Source organism: Capsulimonas sp., from assembly GCF_039929585.1.
Lineage (GTDB): Bacteria > Armatimonadota > Armatimonadia > Armatimonadales > Capsulimonadaceae > Capsulimonas.
Map to the genome: position 1 here is coordinate 22,404 of NZ_JBDSQY010000090.1, position 22,845 is coordinate 45,248.

Consider the following 22,845-nt stretch of genomic DNA (forward strand, 5'->3'; position numbering starts at 1 on the left):
GTCGTGAACCTGAGCTGGATCGACTGGGCGATTGTCTTTGCCGCCATTCTCTTTGTGCGCTGGGTCAGCTGGAGCGCCGGGTCGCTGATGCGCGGCGTCGCCGACTTTCTTTCGGCCAATCGTACCGCCGGCCGTTATCTTCTCACCATCAGTGGTGAGATGGCGAACTTCGGCGTGATCTCCCTGGTCGCGGGGTGGCAGGCGTTTACGACGGCGGGATTTCCGACGATCTGGTGGGGAATGATGTCTTCGCCGCTGCCAATCGTCCTCGCCCTGACAGGGTGGGTGTTCTATCGGCTGCGTGAAACGCGCTCGCTGACCGTCGGTCAGTTCTTCGAGGTTCGTTACAGCCGCAAGTTCCGAATTTTCGCGGGTCTGCTGTGCTGGCTTTCGGGAATTTTGAACTTCGGCATCTTTCCTGCCATCGCCGCGCGCTTTCTGATCTACTTCTGCGGGCTTCCCGACACGTTCTCCATGCTGGGACTGCACATCGCCACTTACCCGGCGCTGATGGTCGCCGATCTGGGGCTGGCGCTCTTCTTCGTCAACTCCGGCGGACAAATCTCGATCATGATCACGGAGTGCGCGCAGGGGATCATCGCCGCCGCCGCATACCTTGCGATTGCGGTCGCCGTACTACTGATGGTTCCGTGGGAGCATACCGTCGCCGCTCTGCAAACCGCGCCGGTGAACGCCTCCATGCTCAACCCGTTTCATACCAGTCAGGTTAAGGATTTTAACGTCTGGTATTACTTAATCAGCATCGTCGTTATGGTTTATGGAAGCCAGACGTGGTTAGGCGCCCAGGGCTTTATGACATCGGCGCGCAACCCGCACGAGCAGCGCATGGGCAGCTTGATCACCGTGTGGCGTCAGGCGCCGCTGACGCTAATGACCCTGGTACTGCCGCTAGCGGCGTTCACCATCCTGCATGATTCCCATTACGCGGCTCAGGCGGCGAATGTCAACGATATTCTGCATCACATCGGCAACAAAGCCATTCAGAACGAAATGGTCGTTCCCGTGACGCTGGCGCATCTGCTGCCTGTTGGGATCAAAGGACTTCTTGTGATGGTCGTGGTGTTCCTATCGTTTACCTGCCACGATACATACATGCACTCCTGGGGCAGTATCTTTGTGCAGGACGTCGTGATGCCGTTGCGCAACAAGCCGATGCCGCCGGAAGAGCATGTCCGCTGGCTGCGATGGTCGATCTTCTTTGTCGCGGTCTTCGCCTTTTGTTTTAGCCTGGTCTATGTCGAAACGGACAAGATTTACTTCTTTCAGATCATCACGGGGACGATCTGGATCGGCGGCGCGGGATCGGTCATGATCGGGGGCCTCTACACACGGTTTGGCACGACAGCCGGCGCTTTCGCCGCACTCATCGTCGGCGCGGTTTTCGGCGTCGGCGGGCTGATCCTTCCGGTGATGTGGCAGACGCATCATACGACGCCGTTTCCGATCAACGGACAGTGGCAGGGCCTGATCTCTATCGTGCTCGCGTTTGCATTGTATGTGATTGTGTCGCTTGCGACAGGGGGCGGTCGGCGTCCGTTCAATCTGGAGCGGATGCTTCATCGCGGACCGTATACCGTGGATCCGCACGAACACGAAACCAAGAGCGTCGTTTTGAGCCGATGGCAGGAACTGCTGGGCATGGGCAAGGAGTTCAGCAAGGGCGACCGCAGGCTGGCGATCGCCTACGCCGCCTGGACCCTCGGCTGGTGGCTGGTCTTTGTGGCGGTGTCCGCGATGCACTTCGTCTGGAATGCGATTCCTGAGACGTTCTGGCCGAAGTTCTGGCATACATATTTGCTGATCCTCGTGGCGCAGAGCGTGCCGGCCATTGTCTGGTTTACGATCGGCGGCCTGAAAGACACCCGGGATGTACTGAAACTTCTGAAGACGGTCTCACGCGATCCGCTGGACGATGGCCGTGTGCGATCCGATGAACCCACAGTCGGGTTGGCGTCTTCAATGCTCGATCCAGAGATGCTGCGAGAGCCTCAAAGTATCGCTGCTGCGGGCGCCGCCCGCAGCGAATGAGGTACGGCGTGCTTCAGGCGGGAGAATTCATTGATGGACTCACACGAGATTTCCGCGCACATGGCGGTCTATGCGATCTCTCCAGACGTTCAAGCTGTGCAAACACAGTTTCGAACGGAGCTGCTCAATCGGTGGGGCATTTTGCCTGGAGCGAAGGTTCTAGAGATCGGCTGCGGACAGGGCGACATGACCGCCGTTCTGGCGGCTGCCGTGGGAGATAAGGGCCATGTGACGGCCGTGGATATCGCCGACCCGTCTTATGGCGCTCCGATCACGCTGGGTGATTCGGCGGCCGCGCTGATTCGCTCGCCGCTGGGCCGCCGGATCACGTTTCACTTCGAGTATGACGTTCTTGACCCGGCGCATCTATTCGAAGACAATGCGTTCGACTATGTAGTCATGGCGCACTGCTCATGGTATTTCGCAAATCTGGACCAGATCCGTCAAACGCTTCAGCACATCCGTCCCTGGGCGCGGCGTCTGTGCTTTTCGGAATGGGATATAGAGCCGCAAGGCTTTGACCAGACGGCTCATTTGCTCTCGGTGTTAATTCAAGGGCAGATCGAAGCGCACCGGACCGACAGCGAGGCCAATGTTCGCACTCCTTTCTCAAAAGCCAAACTCAGGAAGATGCTTCAGACTGCCGGCTGGGAAGAGACTTCCGAAAACGCTGTGGATTCCAGCGCGCTTCAGGATGCACGCTGGGAGATTGACAACTGTCTTCACGCTTACGCCGTCGAACTCGACTCTCCGACCCTGCCCGCCAAGGTGCTGAGTTTGCTCGGCAGTCAAGTCGATGTGCTTCGCTCTCTGGCGGCGTCCGGCGCTTACCGCGCACTGCCGTCCTATACCATTGTTGCGAAGTGAAAAGGAGGTGAAAGCGCTAAAAAAGATTCGCGGTCATTTCATTGCAGCAAAGGAGAAATTGCTCATGATCGTCCGATTTTGGAAATGTTCGTCGTATTTCGCCGTGTTATTCATGATGGTTGTCCTCTCAGGCGGCTCTATCCCTCGCGCTTCCGCCGCCACGCGGGCGCTCTGGGTTTGGAACGGGGACAGCATTGTCGCTAGTTCCGCGCAGCAGACACAGTTCTTTAACTTTGTCGCGGCGCCGTATGGGAAGACTGCCAATAAAGTCGGCAAGCTTTATTTCTTTGGCGGGTTGGTCAGTCAATTCAGCAGCAGTACGTGGACGTCGCAGATGCGAAGCTTCCTCAGCACGGCGCACGCAAAGGGGATTAGCGTTTTTTACCTGTGCGGCGATTCTTCTTGGGCGACAGCGGCTCATGAAAACGACGGCCTCGCCTATGTGAGCGCTTTTCTCAGTTTTAACGCCGCAAGCGCGGCGGGTACTCGCTTCGATGGTTTTCAATTCGATGTCGAGCCTTACACATTGCCGGGATGGCCTTCTACGGCCTTGGAAAATGGTCTTTTGGATCTGCTGTACCGCGCTCGAAATCTCATTACGGCGTCGGGTCAGCAAATTCCGCTGTCCGCAGCAATTCCATTCTGGTTGGACCAATCGCAATTCAATTATCTTGACCGTGGGGTAATTGATTTGACGGATGAAGTGGCGATCATGGACTATACGAACAACGCCACGAATCTGACCAGTTTCCCGCAAGCCGAAATGGCCTATGCATCCGCGCACAATAAGCCGGTATGGATCGGCGTGGAGACGACGAACGCCGGAAGCACGGTCTCATTCTACGGTAAAGGCGATGCTTACATGGAGAACATGCTGACCAGCGATTTGACGACATTTCAGTCGCGGCCATCGTTTGCAGGATACGCCATTCACGACTATCTTGGCTGGGTGAATTTGGGGCCGTAGGAAAAACACACGACCGGCGGTTTTAATACCGCCGGTCGTGTCATGATCTGTCATAACGTGGTATCTTATCCGGCGGGCGTCTCCGCGCGCAAGTCGAGCCATGCTAGCTCACCCGGCGTCAGCTTGATGCCCAGCGCCTCCACATTTGCCTGCGCCTCAGCCTTGCCGCCGGCGGCCGCCAAGGTAAAGATCTTGAGCGGCTGGTTCAGGACGTAGGCGAGGGCGATCTGCGCGAGCGTCGCGCCCTTGTCCTTGGCAAGCTGAGCGGCGCGGTCAAGACGGTCGAAGTTTCGCTCGTAGCAGTAACACTCCACGCACAGCTTATCGAAATACGAGGTGAACTCGCTGAGGTTATCGCGCCGGAACCGTCCGGAGAAGAAGCCTCCGGCGAGGCTGGACCAGGTGAACAAGATCTGGTCATTGTCGGCGTACCATTGTCGCGCCTCAGCTCCGTAAGGCCCGCTGATCGTGACGCAGTTTTCCCACGGCTCCTTGACCATCTCCGCAAGGCTGTAGTTCGGATTGCTCACGAGAAAGGGAGTAAGACCATTCGTGACCGCGTATTCATTGGCTTCGGCGATACGGGTATGGGTCCAGTTGGACCCGCCGAAAGCGCCGATCTTACCGGCGCGCGCATGCTCGTTCAAAACTTCGACGATCGGGCCGACCGGGACGCTGGGATCGTCTCGGTGCAGGATATAGATGTCGATATAATCGGTCTGCATGCGCGCGAGCGTATCGTGCAGATCCGCGGTGATGTCATAAGGCGTGACGCGCGGCCGGTCTTGATTGTGGTGTGCGCCCTTGCCGACGACCACGACTTGATCGCGAACGCGGCGTTCGCGCATCCAGCGCCCAAAAAGGCGCTCGTTGTTGCCGCCGCCATACACATGCGCCGTATCGAACGTGTTGTAACCCAGCGCGAAAACATCGTCCAGTAGAGCGAAGCCTTCGTCGATGGCGTCCGGAGACAGCATGATCGTGCCGTGGATAAGCCGGGAGACGCGTTTGTCGACTCCCAGAACCTCGCCATATTCCATCGTCATTTTGATTATCGCTCCATCGGGTAAGTCAGGCCCCACTGGCTGCGCAGGGCGTCCATCGTCTCCATGATGCGCAGGCTCTCATCCTGCGGCATGACACTGCTCTCCGTTTTGCCTGCGCGCACGCATTCCGCCACTTCCACTGCTTGATAATTATAACCATTACCGGTGTAGGGCAGGTCCAGTGTTTCTGTTTCCTGACCGTCGCGCGTGAGCACAAGCTTGGACGGTTTCCACCAGGGAGAGGGGATATGGATTCGGCCAGCGGTTCCTATCAGCGTCGCTTCCTGCGGAGTGTTGGTGCGAACGGCGGATGAGAGGAGGGCGATTCGTCCTTCGGCGCAGCGCAGAAGAATGCCATTCTGTTCATCGATGCCGGTCTCGCCGATTTCCGCAACACCCGTGATCTGTTCCGGCGCTCCAAGCAGCATGGACGCCAGCGACAGACAGTAGCTTCCGACATCGAGCAGCGCGCCGCCGCCCAGCGCCGCATTGAAAAGGCGGCTTTCCGGGTTGACGCCCGCTCGGAAACCGAAGTCCGCCTGGACGATCCGCAGGTCCCCAATGGCCTCGGCGGCGATCAGCTCTCGGACCTTCGCCATGACCGGGAAGAACCGTGTCCACATCGCCTCCATCAGGAAGACATTGTTCGCTCGTGCGGCTTCGATCGTCGCGCGCGCTTGCGCGGCGTTGACAGTGAACGGCTTTTCCGTCAGCACGGCTTTGCCGGACTCAAGACACAGGATGGAGTCCTCGGCGTGCATGGGGTGGGGCGTAGCGATATAAACGGCGTCGACGTCCGGATCGGCGGCGAGTTCCTGGTAACTGCCGTATCGTTTCGCGGCGCCATGTTTTTCTCCAAAGGCGTCGGCTTTGTCCTGCGTGCGGGAAGCGACCGCCGTAAGCTCTGCGTCGGGAACGGATTGTAAGCCCGTTGCGAACTGGTTCGCAATGCTGCCAAGGCCGATGATGCCCCAGCGAAATTTAGTCGTGCTCAAGTATGGCTCCTTTGTCGGTATGGGAACGATCCCATATTCCACGGAAGGCGTTCGAATCCTGCGCCTTGAGTGGAAATATTTAACCACGCTCCAGCAGATTGGCGTAAACTCCTGGCGAACTGTCCGGAATGACAATCGCTCCCACGGTTTTTTTGTAGAATTCGACGGGGCCGGCGCTGCCGATAATGCTATACGCGTATCCGAGATCGGACAATCCCCATAGGCTCGCGATCAGCAGAGCCTTTCCAATTCCCTTGCCGCGATGAGAGACAGCGACACCTGTAGGGCCGAAGAACGCCCGGCGCGTCGAATCAAATGCGGCGAAGCCGACCGTTTTTCCGTTCTCAATGGCGATAAAGCTGGAGATCGGCTGGCGCCCGAACGTCGCGGCAGTCTCATCGGCCCATCCTTGCGAGAAGTTGCTTTTGATAAACTCTAATACAGGAGTAAGTTCGAAGGTATTGGGACGGCGTATCTGGATATTCTGGTCCAGAAGCGCATTCTCACCCTCGGATCGCGCGGGCAGTTTGTAAAGCGGGACAAGCAGATCGGCCATAAGACGCTCCTAGTGTTTCCGTAACGTTGGGAAGGGATGGGAAATCAGAGGGCGTTGAGCGCCTTGAGGATTTCTGTCGCCAGAGCGGCGGCGGCGGTATCTTTGGCGAAGAGATCGGGGTGGAGCGCGCGCGCCAATTGGCGCTTGGCGCGGCGCACGGTCTCTGGCCCAAGGTCGCGTGCGACGGCGTCCAGCGCATGAGAGGAGGTATTGGTCTGTGCGGAGCGCGCCAGCTGCTGCATCAATTCTTCGATCCGCTGCTCGGCGTGCCCAAGACGGCGTTCTGCCTGAAGCGCTCGCTCGCGCATAACCTCCCAGCTCGTTTCGGTTTCGGCAAGCTGACGGCGCAGGTCGCGCGCCTTGGCCTTCATGGTGTGGTGGCGCGATTCCAGCTTCTCATGCACCTCGGCGTCCACCTTGCGCGGCGCGTCCCCGCGCGCGCCGATGAGATCGCGCAGTTCTTTATGCCGGTAAATCGTGGCGCGGGAGATGCCTGTGCGGTCGCAGACATCGGTCACGGAGAAGGCGGCGCCGATCCGCTCAAGGTCGCGCAGCGCCTGCGCCACGCGAGCCGCGCGATCTTTGGGATCGGCGGGCTTCACGCCTGGGGCGCGCATTTGCTTTTTCTTGGAGCGTACAATGTCGTCACGGGAATGGGGCATGGTTCGATCGTCGGTCTCCCAAGGCAATTCGGTCAGTGCGACAATTATACTCCACTCTCTTCCAACATGCAAAAAAAGCCGGAGGGAAATCCCTCCGGCTTTTTGCATGCTCTCTTTGCGTTCTTGACCATCACTGAAATCAGCCAATCGCTGGAAAATTACCAGAGAACTTGGAAGTCTGTCTGGAACAGCGTTTCATCGTATCCCGGCTTATTGGCGTCGTATGTTTGATCGCTTGTCCACGATTCGATGATTCGGTGGTGTGTGTCAGACCAAGTCGGGACGTTAATCGTATATGTTGTTGAAGTTGTTGTAAGATAGGTAGTACTGATTGTCGATTGTGTGCCTGACAGTGTGTCCAAGAGCACTAACTTAATTATCGCATTGTTGGTTCGGTTCGCGTAGAAGTCAGATTTATAGGCCGTAAACTTGACTGTTACCGTTTGGTAGTTCGGATTTTGCGAGGCTGAGGTGGAATCGATAGAGTACCAAGTGCTGCCATAGGGCTGCTGCTGATGAAGTGTCGTATCATGAACACGTATTGTCTGAGCATTAGCTCCAATGGCGCTGAAAGCAATCAATGCTCCAGCGGATACAAAGGCGCTTGAGAGAATTTTCATCAATGGTTCCTCTTTGAGAAGTTTGTCTAACCTAATATTAGTATAACATACTACTTCATTAAGTGATGCTAACAAGAGGAAATATTTTTAAATTCCTAATCACGCCATGAAAAAAGAAGCTGGAGAAATATCTCCAGCTTCTTAGTATCCATTGTGCGTTGTCTCAACACGATTACATCGTTTTGAAGGCGTTCATGATCGCGATCAGTCCAGGTCCAATAAGAACCGTGAAGATGGCCGGGAAGATACAGAAGATCAGCGGGAACAGCATCTTGACCGGGAGCTTGGCGGCTGCTTCGCGAATGCGCTGGGTGCGTGCGATACGAATGCTTTCGCTCTGGACGCGCAGAACGCTGGCGATGCTGACGCCGAGTTGTTCGGACTGATAGATCGCGGCGACGAACGAGGTGACCTCGGGGATCTCCACACGGATCGACATATCCTTGAGCGCGCGAGCGCGAGTTTTTCCGACGCGCATCTCGTCCAGCGCCTTACCGAATTCCTCGGAGATCGGGCCTTTCACCTTTTCCACGACCTTCGCCATGGCGGCGTCGAAACCGAGGCCCGCCTCGACGCTGACGATCAGCAGGTCGATCGTATCCGGCAGAAATTTGCGGATCTTATACTGGCGCGCCCCAATCATCTGCTGCATGACGCTGTCCGGAAGCGTTAGGCCGGCGATGCCTCCAAAGATAATGACGACCAGTCGCATCAAAATATCGTCGGCGACGATCTTCGAGGCGAAGAATCCGGCGGCGAGCATGACCACGAAAGCGATCAGCTTGATGCCCATGAACTCGGTGACGCCGATCTTTCCAGGGTTGCCCGCGCGGATCAGGAGCATTCGTGTGGCGTCGCTTGCGCCGCTGGGGCTGAGCTTCATCGCCACACCCGCTAGCTGGCGCAGAGCGGGACGCACGACGCGTTCCGCAAAGGATGCGTCCAGCTCGGCGTCCGCCAGCGACTTCATGGCGGTTTCATCGTCCATCGTGCGGGCGATGTTGCTGATGCGCATGCTCAGCTGATTGCGGTCCTGGCTAGGGGACGCGAGACCGATGACAAGCGCCATGGTGCAGATAAATATGAGAAGTACGACGGCAATGAGCATAGTTTCGTTCCTTACACGTCGATCGCGACCATCTTTTTGATGATCAACCCGCCGGCGAACTGAAGTACTAGGGTAATAATAATCAATGTCGGTCCCAGCGGGTCGTTAAACATCGGTTTGAAGTAATTCGGATCTCGCAGATTGAGAAAGAGGCCTAAAACGACGGGAAGTAGGAATACGATCCACCCGGACAGCTTGCCTTCGGCGGTCAGCGAGTCGATTTCACCTTTGATTCGCACGCGCTCACGGATCGTTTTGGCGATGGTGTCCAGGATTTCGGCAAGGTTGCCTCCCACCTGGACCTGGATCGAGACGGCGGTGACGGCAAGGTCGAGATCGTAGGAATTGACGCGCTCCACCATGCGACCAAGCGCCTGCTCCATTGGAACGCCGAGCTGCGCTTCGCCGCGAGCCCATGCGAATTCTTCCGAGATCGGAGCTGGCATTTCGGTAATGATCATCTCACACGAACTGGTGAACGAGTATCCCGTTCGAAGGGAGGAAGAGATCAGCGTCAGCGCATCCGGCAACTGCCCATCGAATTCGTTGCGGCGCTTGTTCTGCTTCATCTTGAGCATGACGACCGGGACCGCGTAGCCGATGGCGCCCATGATGAGACACATCCAGATGCGGCTCGTCAGAAAGAGGCCGATCATCGCCATTCCGATTACGGAGGCAATACAGATGCCGACAAATTCCGCCGGACGGAGCTTGACGCCGGCGCGGTGCATCGCCATGCGCAGATCACGGCCAAGACTGCTGCCTTGAAGGTAAGCGGAAACGGTCGGAAGAACATCGCCTCCCGCGGACGAAAACATACTTCGGCTAACCGGGGCTGCGTCTTCCATCGGCTCCAGAACGCCGGCGGCTCCGTAGGTGAAACCGCCGGTAATGTTGCTCAGCCGGTCGCGGACGCGCCGGCTGCGCTGCGCCATGACTTCCGTGATCGCGTAGACGCCGCCGCAGGTCACCAAGAAGATTGCCACGACGATAATATAGGACGACATGTGCAAAACTCCTTAGAGAAATAGGTCTTTCGGGAAATTGATTCCCTGCGCCGTCAATGTTGTCATGAACTTAGGGCGCAGGCCCGTCGGCCGCATCTCACCGATGATCTTGCCGTTCGCGTCCACTCCACGCTGTTCGAAGCGGAAGATATCCTGCAGGACGACGACTTCGCCTTCCATGCCCTGTACTTCCGTGATGTGCGTGATCTTACGGCTTCCGTCGCGCAGTCGTCCCTGCTGAACGATCAACTGGACGGCCGAGGCGATCTGTTCGCGGATCGCCTTGACCGGAAGCGCGGTTCCCGCCATCAGAACCATCGTTTCCAAACGAGCGACGGCGTCGCGCGGCGTATTGGCGTGAGCTGTGGAAAGGGAGCCGTCGTGGCCGGTATTCATCGCCTGAAGCATGTCCAGCGCCTCGCCGGCGCGGCACTCTCCGACGATGATTCGGTCAGGACGCATACGCAGCGAGTTCTTTACCAACTGACGGATGGAGACTTCGCCTTTGCCTTCCAGGTTCGATGGGCGGCTTTCCAGCGTCACGACGTGATCCTGCTGGAGCTGGAGCTCAGCGGCGTCCTCAATGGTGACGATACGCTCGTCGTCGGGGATAAACGACGACAATACGTTCAGGGTCGTCGTCTTGCCGCTGCCGGTTCCTCCGGAAACGATGATGTTCAAGCGTCCATAAACACAGGCGCGCAGGAACTCCACCATCTGCGGCGTAACGGTGCCGAAGCGCACGAGATCGTCGGACTTATAGGGGTCTTTCGCGAACTTTCGAATCGTGAGCGACGGACCCTTGATCGCCAGCGGCGGGATGATGGCGTTGACGCGGGAGCCGTCCGGGAGGCGCGCGTCGACCATCGGCGAGCTTTCATCGATGCGCCGGCCAAGCGGCGCGACGATCCGTTCGATGATGCGCAGAACGTGTGCGTCGTCTTCGAAGGTTTCCACGGCGCGCGTCAGCTTGCCCTTGCGCTCCACATAGATCTGGTGTGCGCTGTTGACCATGACTTCCGTCACAGCCTCGTCCTTCAATAGCGCTTCTAGAGGCCCGAAGCCGATGATCTCGCTGACGACGGAGTCCAGCAGCTGTCGGCGCAGGGTCTGGGGGAGGGTAATCCCTTCCTCCTGGATTACCTGGTTCGTCTGAACACGGATCTGCTCCGTCAAGGCTTCGCGCGATAGGCGGCTGACAGCGGCGATGTCGTCCTCGGAGTCTTTGACGAATCGCTTATGAATCTTTTGCTTGAGCTCAGTCATCTCCGCCGCGTTTGGCACGGCGTTTTCCATATCGGCGGACGTTTGGGTGGGGAGGGCGACGCCCGGGTCCCCGCCGGCTCGGCGCATATTGAACAGCGTGTCGTCCGACGCTTCCGATTCGATCACGGAGGCGAGACGGTCGGCGACGGAGAATGTCGGCAGCGGCTGCTCGACGGGAGTGGTGTCGAGGTTCAGTGCGCGTGACGGCGGCGGCTCATACGGAGGATATTCCGGCTGCTGCGGCTGTTCGTCCCGCTTACGAAAAAATGCCATGTGTTTTAACCCTCGGGCCGGGCGGCTTGCCCGCCAAAGAAGAAGCCGCGCTTACGGCCGCCGGCGAGTTCATCGGCGCTCATCATCATGGTCTTCTCCATGTTGACGATCCCCGCAAGGGAGCGCGCGAATTGGCGGATGCTTTGCGATACCGCAGTGTTGGGCTGAGAAACGATAAAGGGCATTCCCTGGTTGACGGCGGCGGGAACCACCATGCCATCGTTGGGGATCTGGGCGCTGACCGGATAACCAAGCGTCGATTCGATGTCGGATACCGAGAGGCGGTTTTGCTTGGAAACGCGGTTGAGCACCAGACTGATCTTTTCCCGCGCCACGTATTTGCCTTGGATCGTTTGAAGCAGCTGGCGTGTGTCGTTGACGGTGGTGAGATCGAAGAGATTCGCCACGATCAGCGCGGTTGTGGCGTGCGCCAGGACGTAAAGCGTCGTTGTGTGCAGAATCGGCGGCACGTCGATCACGATATACCGATAGTGCTGCTTCAGATGCCCGATGACGTTTTCGATACATGGAACGGTGATCGAGTCAAGCGCCACTGGGGTCTTGGAACTGAACAGCACGTGCAGGCCCGATTCATGCTGAGCGATACAATCGGCGACAAGCTGCTCGTCAACTTCCGAGGGATCGAGCGTGGCGAGCTCGGCGATGGTGCGCTGCGGAGCCATGTTCAGCAGCATACCCACATCGCCAAACTGCACATAAAGATCGATCAGGATCGTTGGCTCGCGAGTTTCCTGCGCGATGGAGATCGCAAGGTTGGTGGCGAGCGTCGTCTTGCCGATCCCGCCTTTGGCGCCCGTGATGGAGATAACCTTGGTTGTCTTTTTGGGGTCGGCCGCCTGAGCGAACGAGGGCGTATGCCGCCGCTGCTCTTCCTGATACACTTCCCGCACCGTCTTGATCAGATCCGTACGGCTGACGGGAAGGCTCAGGTGTTCTTTGGCTCCGCTGCGCATGGCGCGGCGGAGCTGATCGATCGTATTGGTTTCTGACAGAATGATGCATTGTGTCGGAAGGTATCCGACACCCGCCAGATACTCTGCCGTTTGAAAGCCATCCTGCACGGAAAGGTCGGCTGCGAGCAGGGCGACATCTGGTCGATATTGATGGGCAAGCTGTAGTGCTTCTTGCCCATCGCGCGCCAATCCGACAATTTCCATCTCCGCGTCGGATGCGAGGTGCGCCCGCAGAATTTCGCGCGAAGGAGGGTTACTGTCCGCTATCAGTACACGGATCATAACTAGTTACTTTCCATCCGGAGTGGTCGGCTTGTCAGGCATAAAGATCTCTTCTTTCGGCCGCTCGCCGTCGGGCCGCAAGAAGTTTTGAATTTCCGGGTAGTCCTGATCGAACTCATGTCGCCGAACGTGCGGTCGTGTGATTCCCAGATTCTCCAAACTGCCAGGAGCCGGGGGCTGAACGCCCTTGGTCGTTGGCTTGACAATCTGCGCCTCGACCAGAACGAGCAGCTCCGTTTCGTCTTTCTTCGTGGACGTCTGCTTGAAGAATTCTCCGAGGATCGGAATTTTCGACAGCAGCGGGATTTCCTTCACGACGCGAGACAGATTGTTGGAGTAAAGGCCGCCGATGACCAGCGTCTGTCCGTCCTTCATCTGCAGCGTCGATGTTTCTCGGCGCACGCTCAGCGCGGGAATATTGTTTCCATTGGAAATGATTCCGTTGATGTTGTCGATCTGGCTGACTTCAGGCGTCACCGTCAATTGGATCGTATCGTCCGAAACAATGGTGGGAGCCACACTGAGCCGGATACCGAAAGGCCGGTACAGGATCGTAGTGGCGCTGCCGCCGCCAGGCTGGATGACCGGGATCGGCAGTTCGCCGCCGACGAGAATGCTTCCCTCATTGCCATCCAAAACCAGCATGCTCGGCTCGGACAAAACACGAGCCTTGTTTTCCGTGATCAGAGCGCTGAGAGACGCGCCGAGCGGTTGGAGCCGCGCCAGATTGCCGCCTCCCAACAAGTTTCCAGTAGGAGGACCGTCTGGCTGACCGAAGCGGAAGCTCCCAGGGAGAATCTCGAACTGTGTTCGGCCGCCTGCGGTCCCACCGGTGTAATTGACTGATCCCCAATCCAACCCGATGTTTTTGGTGGAATTGCGGTCAATGTCAATGATCCGGGTTCGCACCAGAATTTGCTGCGCTTCGCGCTGCTGGAAGTTGATCAGATTGACGACTTTCAGTTCCGTCGGCAAAGACGCCAGCAGTCTCTCCAGTGGATCCACATACTTTTTCACGGTCGAGTTTGAGGAGCCTTCGATATCACCGGCGAATGTCTGAGTGGCGGCGGAGCCAATCGGGGAGGCGTATTTGCCGGTCAGCGCAATCGTCTTCTCGTCGATGACGCCGACTTCAATACCGGTGTTTGCGAGATTCTCCGACAGAAGCTTTTCGTAGCGCTCGGAGAGTGTCAGAATATGCGTCTGCTCGCCGATGACGACCAGATTTTTGACTTTGGCGGTATAAGCGCTGGCGATCGCCTCGGCCATCGAGGAAGAGGCTTGCGTCGGCGCGGAGCCCTCCAGGAAGATGGTTTCGTTGACGGCGCGCACCGTAATCGTCGGCACACCGATTTCTTCTTCGATTCGTTGTGCGATCGGGATCATGTTCTGTCCCGGCTCAACACTGACCCGTACGATATTCTTGCCGCGCGAGTCGAATACGAAGATCGTGGTTTTGCCCGCCGACTTGGCGTTAATGAGCAAACGCCGGGTGGAAAGCGGAACGATGTCGGCGACAGCCGGATCGCCGACGGCGGTTGTGGTGATGCCGTCGAACTCCAGGACATCGGATTCGCCGGCGTGCAGCGTCTTGACGATCGTCTTGGCCTTCTGCGGCGCCCTCGCGGCGGCGGCGGGGGCGATAGGGGCCGTGACCGGCGAAGGCTGCAGCAGTGGGATGATCGGCGCCGGGGCCAGACTCGAGGACATGCGCTGAGCGCTTGCCTTCGGATCGTAGCAGCCCGCCAGCGACGGCTGCGCGCTCGGAAGCGGCGCAACAACCGGCACGGATACCATGGTTTGTGCGCGGGCGACGCTGCGGCGGCTCCACGAACGATTATGAACGCGCCGCGTCACGGCGCGGGTGTGCGCTGGGCGGTAGTTCGTTTTCGCCACTGGGGTTCCGGCGTTCGCTGTCGGCGACAGTGCGGGCAGAGTCGTCAGTGTGAGGGCGAGAAGTGCGCATGTGTTCCGTTTTTGATTCATTTTTTGCAATTGTATCTCTCGTCGCGGCGATAGGGATTGATCCTATCGCCATCTTATTCGTCATCTTCGGATTGCGAAACACAGTCGGTCGACGCAAAGCTTACGGGCCGACCGAGACCGAACTGGCCGCCGAGCCGCGGATCACGGTAACCGTGCTTGGCATCGGAATGATATTCGTTGTGGCGACCGACGGCCCAGGCAGTGGGGCGACCAGCGGAACCGGCGGGTTGTAAGGAGCCGGCTGCGGGCGCGGAGCGGGGACGCCGCCATAATCCGGGGGAATGGTGGAAACCGCGCTCAGGCGGACGGATGGGATTTCCTGCTTGAGCGTGTCGCCAGCCGCGCGCAGAGTGAGCATCAGCTTGCCCTTGGAGGCGGCCAGCATGAGCGTCTGTGCGTCTTTCGGAGTGACGATCACCGTGGCGTTCGGGATATCCTGGGCCTTCGGCGCGGTTCCGTCCGTTGTGGCCGGATTTGCTCCCGAGTTCAGTACGCCGCCGGATCCCGCGGAGTAGGACTGCATCGCCGTCTGACCGGTGGCGAGCAGGGTGACATCCTGCAGAACAGTTCGGGTCAGAGACTGTCCGTGCCCGGCGTCAAACGTCGAGAGCACATCCACATGGTCTCCAGGCTTGAGGAAGCCGGCGACGCTGCTGACCGGATCGAGCGCAATTGTCATGGCCCGGAACTCGGCGGGGAACGTGTACGATAAGCCGAGACCAGGATCTTTCGCCATCACGGCGCTCGTCATAATCGGCGCGCCCGCAGCGATCGGCACGTTGGCGACTTTTCCAAGAACATCGGCCGGTAGCGCCGACTCTTGTCCGGTCAGCTTCGTCTGCGCCACGTTGTCGATCTTCACCATATCATTGGTGATGATCGTTCGAGCGGGGATATCCTTGCTCGCCACAACGATTGACGACATTACCGGCGCTACCACCGCGACGGGGGCGGGGGCCGTCTCCGTTGGGCGTCGGCTTAAGAGAATAAACGCCAGCAAGGCCGCCGCCGATCCTGCGACCACCGCGATGATCAGCGTTGTGTTGCGCCCCTTGGGTCCCTGCGGGTTGAGCTTTGTGCGCTCAAGGCGAAGTGTTTTGTCGGAAGGAGTGGACATAGTGCTGTAATCCTATCGATAGTGTTCTGTGCGCGATTGTGGGTCGCGGATATGCGTCGTCTAGGCTATTGTCGTCAAAACAGGTGTTTCGACTGTGTAGAACTGGGCAATTCGAGCTTTGGGTGTGCGTAAAAATGTTGTGAGTGTGGTTACAACAATTCTGAACTGCGTCTAAAGCACTTCCCAGCATCGTCTCGTTCTGAATTATAACACGAGAACGAACAATGTGCTCGTTTTCTTATGAGGGATTTTAAAAAGGTTTTACGAGAGCGCCCGTTTTGAGCAGATAAGCAGCAACGGCGACGCCGAGTGCGATCGAGGGAGCATACGCCATATATCCGGCTTTGGATTCGCTCGCCATTGCTTTGAGGCTGTTGAGCGATTTCAGAGTGAGAAGCAATTGAAGTCCGGTGAGCGTGTTTTTCACCGTATGACGCAGCACGCCCTTCTTCCACGCGTACAGGATGCCGAGTACGCCGGAAACCACAAACGTGCAAAGAAGAGCGATCAGCATGAAACCAGGCCCCATCATAGAGCCTACGGCGATAAACAGCTTCATATCGCCGAACTTCATGCCGCCCGTGATGAACAATGACAAACAGGCGATGCCCATGCCGCAAAGGGCGAACGTCAAACCATGCCACCCGTGCAGACATATGTTGATGACGATTCCCAGCCCGATGGCTGGGAATGTCAGCCAATTGTATATCTTCTGCGTTCGAATGTCCGTGAAGACGGCGATGAGCAGAACGATCGTGAGCAGAACCGGAATCAGCATTGCAGAGATCATTGAGTTAGTGCAGCTGCCCCACGTCGCCGACTAGATTAATACTGCCTCCAGGAACGGTGGCGTGTAAAGTCCAGCTGGAGGAGTCCTGACCTCCCGCCCAGTAATGCGCGGTCCAGTTTCCTCCAGAGTAAGTGGGTGACAAGGGGATTGTGTCTGTTTGCACCGTGTTGTTGCATACCCCAGGAACAAAGGAGCCCCAGCTGACTTGGTGGCCAGAATCCCATCCTGTGTAGTCGCCTGTCCCAAGCGTATCGCATGTATAGGTGACTTTTATATTGGACTGACCGGAGGGAGCGATATCTGTATCAAACCGATCCACCGTAATCGTACCTCCCGCAGCATTCGCGGGAACGTAACCCAGCAAAATATCCGCTTTACCGTTCGCATTGAAGTTCAATGGGATACGGCCATGAGCGGCCACCTGTGTGCCATTTTTACCGGCGCTTGCGGTTGCGGGATCACCGCTGTACTTATTGTGCCAAGCCGTTTCCGAAATATTTGAGAGCGTATACTGTTGGCCGCTCACGGTTACTGATTTGAGATCCGCCGCAGCTACCTCAGGACCTGAGCGAATATTAAACCCGTTTTCACTGGATCCATCGATTGATTTTACCTGAACGTGGAAACGACCGCTGCCATATTGGCTGATCGTCGCAGCCGGGTCAAACGTAAATCCAGGCGGCGTTACCCATTGCAAATCCGTAGTGGCGTCTTTCCAGTACACTTGGTCCGCGATGACTTTATCTGTGGAGCCCAATGCATCTGGGGTAAACACAACTTTGAAGTCAGTTTTTGTATAGTCGTCTGTCCTGCCTGATTGCCCATTGCGGATTTCATCGATCGTTCCGCCGGTAATCAGGCCAGTAAGAGGATCCTTAACAATCGCACTCGCGTCTGTGGCGCCGCCTTTGTTAATGCAGTCCGGATCGAAGATGTCGATCTGAAGTTTTTTACCAGGATTTTTGGTGCTAAAATCCGATGGCACAGTAATTGTGAAGTCATAGCCCTTTTGGTTGTTGGTGAAATCGTTATTAGACAGCAACGGTCCACTCGTACCACTGACGTATTTCGGACCCGGAGTCGACGTGCTTTCGTACATGGGACTGTACTGATCGCCGTAGGCTCGCCAAGCATACGGGCCAAAGACTGAATAATTCGTGTCGAGGCCATTGTATCCTGCTTCCGTTACTGGAATAGGGGCGTCTACGTAAGCTTGGTATTCAGCGGTTGCCGTGGCTTCGAGATGCTGTGCGCCATGTCCCAATACACGCGCGAAGAACGGTATTTGGCTGTTTTGCACTCGCACCGAAAACCAGCTGTTGTGCGTGCCAACAGGATATTTGATGTCCGATGCGGATGTCGCATTCGGATTGGAGTGATCTGCCGGCATCGTGAGAGAATAGCCGTTTAAAGACGCGATCTGGTTAGCCTTATCAACAGCCTGCGCTATCGTGCCGCCGTGGGCGAGCATAAAAGCGCCGGCAAGCGACGCATTGTCAGCGGTCTTTTGTAGGTCCGCCTTTCTGGCGTACCACATGCTAATGTCGATCGCAACAGCCCCCATTCCCATTAATGCGGTCATACCGAGCGCCAACCAAACAAAAGCAAATCCGCGCTGTGAATTTCGTGTGCTCACTGTAATAGTTTTCATTTGTTGAGTACTCTCTACCCAGGAGCTTTCTCGGAGATAACGCTTGACTTTTTGATGACCGGCTTTGTGTTGTCGGTAAATGAGGACAAGCCTGGTACTAACTTCGCTGACACTGAAATCTTATTCCCCATGAAATAAGAAATTTGCACTGTTTGAACGTTACCTTGAAGTCGCGCTGATGCGGCATTTGCCGTGACAACCCCAGTGCCAGCATCCATTGTGCCGATAACAACCGTCAAATCAGAATAGTTGATTGATTGGCCAGCACATTCCGCTTTTAAAAACGCTCTGATACTGCCGTTGACAGTAGCTGCCGCGTCTGCGTTGGTCTCCCCGCCATGGATGGCGACGAACCGTGCGGTATCACGTGCTAACTGAGTCAGAGTCATTGTGGTATTGATCACGATCCCGTACTCAATAATCGCAAATGTGAGCCATATCAGCAGGGGGAGGCAAAGCGCCATTTCCACGACGAGAGCGCCTGCGTTGCGTCGTGTCCGTCGCGGCGGGGTTTTGAGAATTACACGCGAAAACCTTCTCATGAACATTCTCTTTCTAACGAGAGATAATTTGGGGACGCCCAACAAAATTGTGAGCGTGCTTCCATTAACCTGACATGCGAGAGAGCCAAGCTATCAAAACCGCCGTGTTCCCTTGCGGGTTTCGGCGGCTTGGAAAGCCTGGCTAATTGCCAAAGGCGTTGGCGACACTGTTATTGTTGTCGCCCATTTTGTTCGTAACGGCTCCGCCAAACGTTCGGATGGCGCCAAGAGCGACCATCGCGATGAATATCAGAAGAAACACATACTCAACCACGACCGCCCCATCTTCATTGCTCGCGAGGCGAAGAATAAACGATTTGAGGGTAGTCATCACAATTCTCCTAGATTTACTCGACCGGCAGCAAGAACACTTTCAGTAATCGACGCACGCGCCTTTAATTGCTGGAAGTGACGTTGCCGGCGACCTTATTCAGCTTATTGCCCGCAGAGGACCCGAGGAACTTCATGGCGCCGATGGCGATAACGCCGATCAGAGCGACGAGCAGGACGTACTCGACCATGGTCGCGCCGTCTTCTTCGCGAACAAACTTATAAACATTGTTTTTGATGGATTGCATGGTTATAGCTTCACAATCGATAAAATAAGAAGATAGCGCACGCGCCGTAAGAACTGGCGTCGATGCATTGGTCAATACAGGCTTTAAATCTTCAGCCTCTCTTTCCAAGGAAGGAGAGGCTGAAAGCATAACGCTAATTTTGAGATTAGTTGCTGGAGGTGACGTTGCCGGCGACCGTGTTCAGCTTGGCGCCCGCGGAGGATCCGAGGAACTTCATGGCGCCGATGGCGATAACGCCGATCAGAGCGACGAGCAGGACGTACTCGACCATGGTCGCGCCATCTTCTTCGCGGATGAACTTGCTGGTGACGGTTTTCAGGGTGCTGATCATTTGAACGAAACTCCTTAGCCCTTAGGCTGTTTGTCTAATCCCATAAAGGGATATTGTGGTGAACTCCAGAAGCCTAAAAGTACCGGTCTTCTGGCCTTTGCCATCTGTGAAGTACCAGATGGCGAAAATGTGAGAATGGCGAACGAGCGTATGAGCATCCAGGCAATAGGAGGAAGTCGGCTTACAGTCTGTGTGTCTGCTCTCTTCGTTACTATTCCCTTGCCGAGTTCATTATACAGCTTATTTGCTTAATACGCACATGATTTTAAATATTTTTTAAATATTTTTTCTTTCTGACTAAGCAGGCATAATATTCTGCCGGAATCAGGAAAAAACAGACCAAAACGACCCCTTCCAGAAGCTTCAAAGCGTCTGTTCCGGAGAAAATAGCGTAAAAGCTGGAGAGCGCCAGCGCAATAAGTCCCAGAAAGATGCTGATTCCGATGCGCCCGGGAACTCTCAGTCCACATGCAAGAACAACTAACCAGGGCCAGAGCACATACCATGGGAACCAAATTCCCATGGAATAGTAAATAAACGCCGAGGAGAAGACGGCCCAGGCTAGAACCCAGACGCCGCGCAGCCGGCTAAAAGCAACCGCCAGCGTAAGAGCCGCATACAGGATCAGGATCGTCTGGTGGTCGTGCAGCGCGGTCAACAGCAGCGAGGAGTGGGGAAGCGCATCCGTCGCCGGCGCGGCCCCGGCGGCTTTCGGGATCGCATGGCTGCGGTTGGCCAGCGCTCCGAGCGTCGCGAGCCCATGCCAAAACGGCGCATAACACAAAACCGTCGGCGCAATCGCTCCAGCGCACGCCGCCCCCACGGCGCGCCATCGTCCAAGCTTTTCACTCTTCCACAAATCGATCAGCAGCCAGGGGAGAAGTCCGAGGGTGATGAATTTGACGCCGATGGAAATCCCAAGCGCCAGTCCGCCCAGCGCGGGGCGGCGCTCCTGCAGCCACGCCGCAGCCAGCAGCGCAAAGGCGATCATCAAAAGATCGTTATGCCCGGACCCAACGCCCTCAATCAGCGCCAGTGGGTTCAGGCCGATCGTAAGGATGGCGGTGGCGGCGCGCTTTGGGTCAAGACGCCGAGCAATCCTGCCCGCACTGAGAGCGGCGACCAGGAGCGCGCCTAACTCGATGAGTTTCATCCCCATCAAGGCGCCCCAGAGATGCGATGCGCCGGTGATTTTGGTCACTGCGATCGCCAGCATAGTCCAAACCGGTCCGTACACCGTGGGAATGTTCCAGGCGACCCGGTGTCCGGTTGGATCCTGTAGCGATCGCGGCAAAAAGCGCGCAATGGGATCCCCCGCATCAATCAGCGCCTGTGGGGAGTGAAAATAAGGGTTGAGGCCGTGTTCGGGCAGCCTTGCGTAGGCAACGTACGAGTAAATGTCGGACGACAGTGAGGGCGGGATCAGCACTGCGGCGACTGCGCCCGCAGCTGCGACGATCGCAAGCGCCTTGCCCGTGGTCATGGCGGGCAGACGGCGTGCGAAGATCAATCCCAGGGCGTAAGTTACGTACAGAGACACCAGCAGAACGCGAAACGCAAGGCGGAAATTATGATCCGAAAGCGGGGTGGGTACGCGCCCCAGCAGCGCCATGGCAAATTGATCCACGCCCTTCTTGTTGACGTTCCAGAGAGACTGAAACGAATGCGGAAGCAGATATTGGAGCGCAGCGAACGCCGCCAACTCCAGAAAAAACAGAGCGAGCAGCAGATGGGCGAGATAGGGACGGCGAATTGGCTTGGTCGCTTCAGTCAAGGCTGGGATTCCTATCGCAGTGAGGCATAATCGCCGGCGCCGGCGATCTGGCGCATCTGGGCCGTCGCCGGGCAGTCGCGTCGGCAGCGAGCGATGAGAGCGTCGTATTTTGGGACACGCTTGACAAATATCAGAGCATTGACCTTCGCCGTTTTATTTTTCCCACTGTTCTTAAGCTCCGGACGGTCCGCATAGACCAGCGCCCAGTCCGGGGCAGTCAAGTAAACCCGCGTTTGATTTTGCGACGCGGTCGTCACAATCACATCGACTCCCCTTCTGTCGAATATTGCGCGCCAATCGTAGGGCATTTGATAGATTTTGCCGGCTTCATCGAGGGTTTGACCAAAGTAAACATCGGCGCGACCATCGATATAGACGGGATATTGCGGAAGGCGCCAGATCATATAACCACCAATATCATAAATGTTGTAGAGTTTTATGGAGACGGGAAACTCTTCAGCCTCCATAAATCGGCAGGCGGCGGCTGGGAACGATTGAAGCTTGAAGCTGGCGGTCGCGATGCGCGGCGCCAAAGGAGCGCCGGAGCGTCCGTCGCTTCGAAGGACTGTTGCGGCGCGCATGCCCGATGACGCGCAGATCGCGACCGCGACCGCAGCAACCGAAATGGCTGAGGGATAACGGCCGAAGAGCGATGTCTCCATGCTGCCGAACCTGGACAAATGCCGTGAGAAACTCGAATAAATATCCCCTGCGAACAGCATGATGCACGAAATCGCAAACAAAGGAACATTGCGGCTTGCCGCTAGAGATTCGTGGACCATCAAAGTCAATATCAGCAAGGGAGCCCACTCGCGTTTGCGGCGCGTGAACGCGATTCCGTAAACCAGCAGTGCAAGAAAAGCTTCCAGCACTTTACCGTCCGCATCGTGAAAATTTGGCGACGCCCACTCGCTGACAATGTTGATCATGGTGGTGTTTCCGAGCGTCGCCCCCATGTTTTCGTACATTCGCCAGCCGTAGGGCGTAGCGAGCGTGGTCGCGGCGCATGCAATTCCCAGAAGAGCAGTGTTTTTGGCGCGAGTCAAGAGAGCCGCACGTGCTTCCGCCGAAGCGCGCGCCTCCAGGACGTCGCCCAACGCAAAGACAAACACGATCCCCACGCCGACAATGACGCCTGCGTGAACGTTCGACCAGAGTAGGTATGTCACAGGAAGCAGCCAGGCGTATCGCCAGGATGCCGGCGAGCGCCGGAGCGCCATCATGGCTGTGATCGTGAGGGCAAGAAACAAGTATGTCCATAGGTGCGGGCGAGGCTGAAAGAAGCCACAGGAAACGATCGCCGCTGCGACCGCCAGAAGAAAGGCCGTGATCGGACTTCCCTCGGTTTCACGCAGGACGTGGACATACACCAGCACGAATGTCAGCGCGACCAGCGCCGCCTCT

General features: G+C 56.9%; 22 protein-coding genes. 3 read left to right on the forward strand and 19 right to left on the reverse strand.

What is annotated here, in order from left to right; all coding sequences use genetic code 11:
- Positions 1-3 precede the first annotated feature (3 nt).
- The 3 genes from ABIZ35_RS06385 to ABIZ35_RS06395 all read left to right on the forward strand — a co-directional run bounded on the left by ABIZ35_RS06385 (position 4) and on the right by ABIZ35_RS06395 (position 3,883).
- On the forward strand, positions 4-2,049 hold the full coding sequence (locus tag ABIZ35_RS06385) for a sodium:solute symporter (RefSeq protein ID WP_348219045.1): 2,046 nt from the start codon (positions 4-6) through the stop codon (positions 2,047-2,049).
- A 33-nt stretch (positions 2,050-2,082) separates the two neighbouring features.
- Entirely contained in the window at positions 2,083-2,916 is an 834-nt protein-coding gene (locus ABIZ35_RS06390) for a class I SAM-dependent methyltransferase (RefSeq protein WP_348219046.1), read from the forward strand.
- 64 nt (positions 2,917-2,980) lie between these two features.
- Positions 2,981-3,883 carry a hypothetical protein gene (locus tag ABIZ35_RS06395; protein ID WP_348219047.1) on the forward strand — a complete coding sequence of 301 codons (903 nt, stop codon included), beginning with the start codon at positions 2,981-2,983 and terminating at the stop codon, positions 3,881-3,883.
- A 65-nt stretch (positions 3,884-3,948) separates the two neighbouring features.
- Here the strand turns inward: ABIZ35_RS06395 and ABIZ35_RS06400 are convergent, their stop codons facing one another.
- The 19 genes from ABIZ35_RS06400 to ABIZ35_RS06490 form a co-directional block, all read right to left on the reverse strand.
- Positions 3,949-4,929, reverse strand: a complete 981-nt coding sequence (locus ABIZ35_RS06400) for an aldo/keto reductase (RefSeq protein ID WP_348219048.1) — start codon at positions 4,927-4,929, stop codon at positions 3,949-3,951.
- A 5-nt stretch (positions 4,930-4,934) separates the two neighbouring features.
- Complete coding sequence (locus ABIZ35_RS06405) at positions 4,935-5,924, reverse strand: Gfo/Idh/MocA family oxidoreductase (protein WP_348219049.1); 990 nt, start codon at positions 5,922-5,924, stop codon at positions 4,935-4,937.
- Positions 5,925-6,003: 79 nt separating this feature from the next.
- Entirely contained in the window at positions 6,004-6,480 is a 477-nt protein-coding gene (locus ABIZ35_RS06410) for a GNAT family N-acetyltransferase (protein ID WP_348219050.1), read from the reverse strand.
- Between the two features lie 44 nt (positions 6,481-6,524).
- A complete protein-coding gene (locus ABIZ35_RS06415; protein ID WP_348219051.1) occupies positions 6,525-7,142 on the reverse strand; it encodes a hypothetical protein in 618 nt (205 codons plus the stop codon).
- 158 nt (positions 7,143-7,300) lie between these two features.
- Positions 7,301-7,762, reverse strand: coding sequence for a hypothetical protein (locus ABIZ35_RS06420; RefSeq protein ID WP_348219052.1), 462 nt, complete (start codon positions 7,760-7,762; stop codon positions 7,301-7,303).
- A gap of 172 nt (positions 7,763-7,934) precedes the next feature.
- Positions 7,935-8,870: a type II secretion system F family protein gene (locus ABIZ35_RS06425; RefSeq protein ID WP_348219053.1), complete on the reverse strand. Its 936-nt coding sequence runs from the start codon at positions 8,868-8,870 to the stop codon at positions 7,935-7,937.
- 11 nt (positions 8,871-8,881) lie between these two features.
- On the reverse strand, positions 8,882-9,877 hold the full coding sequence (locus ABIZ35_RS06430; RefSeq protein ID WP_348219054.1) for a type II secretion system F family protein: 996 nt from the start codon (positions 9,875-9,877) through the stop codon (positions 8,882-8,884).
- 12 nt (positions 9,878-9,889) lie between these two features.
- On the reverse strand, positions 9,890-11,173 hold the full coding sequence (locus ABIZ35_RS06435) for a CpaF family protein (RefSeq protein ID WP_348219066.1): 1,284 nt from the start codon (positions 11,171-11,173) through the stop codon (positions 9,890-9,892).
- 248 nt (positions 11,174-11,421) lie between these two features.
- Entirely contained in the window at positions 11,422-12,672 is a 1,251-nt protein-coding gene (locus tag ABIZ35_RS06440) for an AAA family ATPase (RefSeq protein ID WP_348219055.1), read from the reverse strand.
- Positions 12,673-12,678: 6 nt separating this feature from the next.
- Positions 12,679-14,658: a pilus assembly protein N-terminal domain-containing protein gene (locus tag ABIZ35_RS06445; RefSeq protein WP_348219056.1), complete on the reverse strand. Its 1,980-nt coding sequence runs from the start codon at positions 14,656-14,658 to the stop codon at positions 12,679-12,681.
- A 100-nt stretch (positions 14,659-14,758) separates the two neighbouring features.
- Positions 14,759-15,775, reverse strand: coding sequence for a Flp pilus assembly protein CpaB (gene cpaB, locus ABIZ35_RS06450; protein WP_348219057.1), 1,017 nt, complete (start codon positions 15,773-15,775; stop codon positions 14,759-14,761).
- Positions 15,776-16,025: 250 nt separating this feature from the next.
- On the reverse strand, positions 16,026-16,553 hold the full coding sequence (locus ABIZ35_RS06455; protein ID WP_348219058.1) for an A24 family peptidase: 528 nt from the start codon (positions 16,551-16,553) through the stop codon (positions 16,026-16,028).
- Positions 16,554-16,569: 16 nt separating this feature from the next.
- A complete protein-coding gene (locus ABIZ35_RS06460; RefSeq protein WP_348219059.1) occupies positions 16,570-18,216 on the reverse strand; it encodes a Tad domain-containing protein in 1,647 nt (548 codons plus the stop codon).
- A 14-nt stretch (positions 18,217-18,230) separates the two neighbouring features.
- A complete protein-coding gene (locus tag ABIZ35_RS06465) occupies positions 18,231-18,686 on the reverse strand; it encodes a TadE/TadG family type IV pilus assembly protein (RefSeq protein WP_348219060.1) in 456 nt (151 codons plus the stop codon).
- 214 nt (positions 18,687-18,900) lie between these two features.
- Entirely contained in the window at positions 18,901-19,089 is a 189-nt protein-coding gene (locus ABIZ35_RS06470) for a hypothetical protein (protein ID WP_348219061.1), read from the reverse strand.
- Between the two features lie 64 nt (positions 19,090-19,153).
- A complete protein-coding gene (locus tag ABIZ35_RS06475) occupies positions 19,154-19,336 on the reverse strand; it encodes a Flp family type IVb pilin (RefSeq protein WP_348219062.1) in 183 nt (60 codons plus the stop codon).
- A 145-nt stretch (positions 19,337-19,481) separates the two neighbouring features.
- Positions 19,482-19,667: a Flp family type IVb pilin gene (locus ABIZ35_RS06480; RefSeq protein ID WP_348219063.1), complete on the reverse strand. Its 186-nt coding sequence runs from the start codon at positions 19,665-19,667 to the stop codon at positions 19,482-19,484.
- Positions 19,668-19,932: 265 nt separating this feature from the next.
- Positions 19,933-21,441 carry a polyprenol phosphomannose-dependent alpha 1,6 mannosyltransferase MptB gene (gene mptB / locus ABIZ35_RS06485; protein ID WP_348219064.1) on the reverse strand — a complete coding sequence of 503 codons (1,509 nt, stop codon included), beginning with the start codon at positions 21,439-21,441 and terminating at the stop codon, positions 19,933-19,935.
- An 11-nt stretch (positions 21,442-21,452) separates the two neighbouring features.
- Positions 21,453-22,845: hypothetical protein (locus ABIZ35_RS06490; RefSeq protein ID WP_348219065.1), on the reverse strand; the 1,393-nt coding region annotated here is incomplete at its 5' end.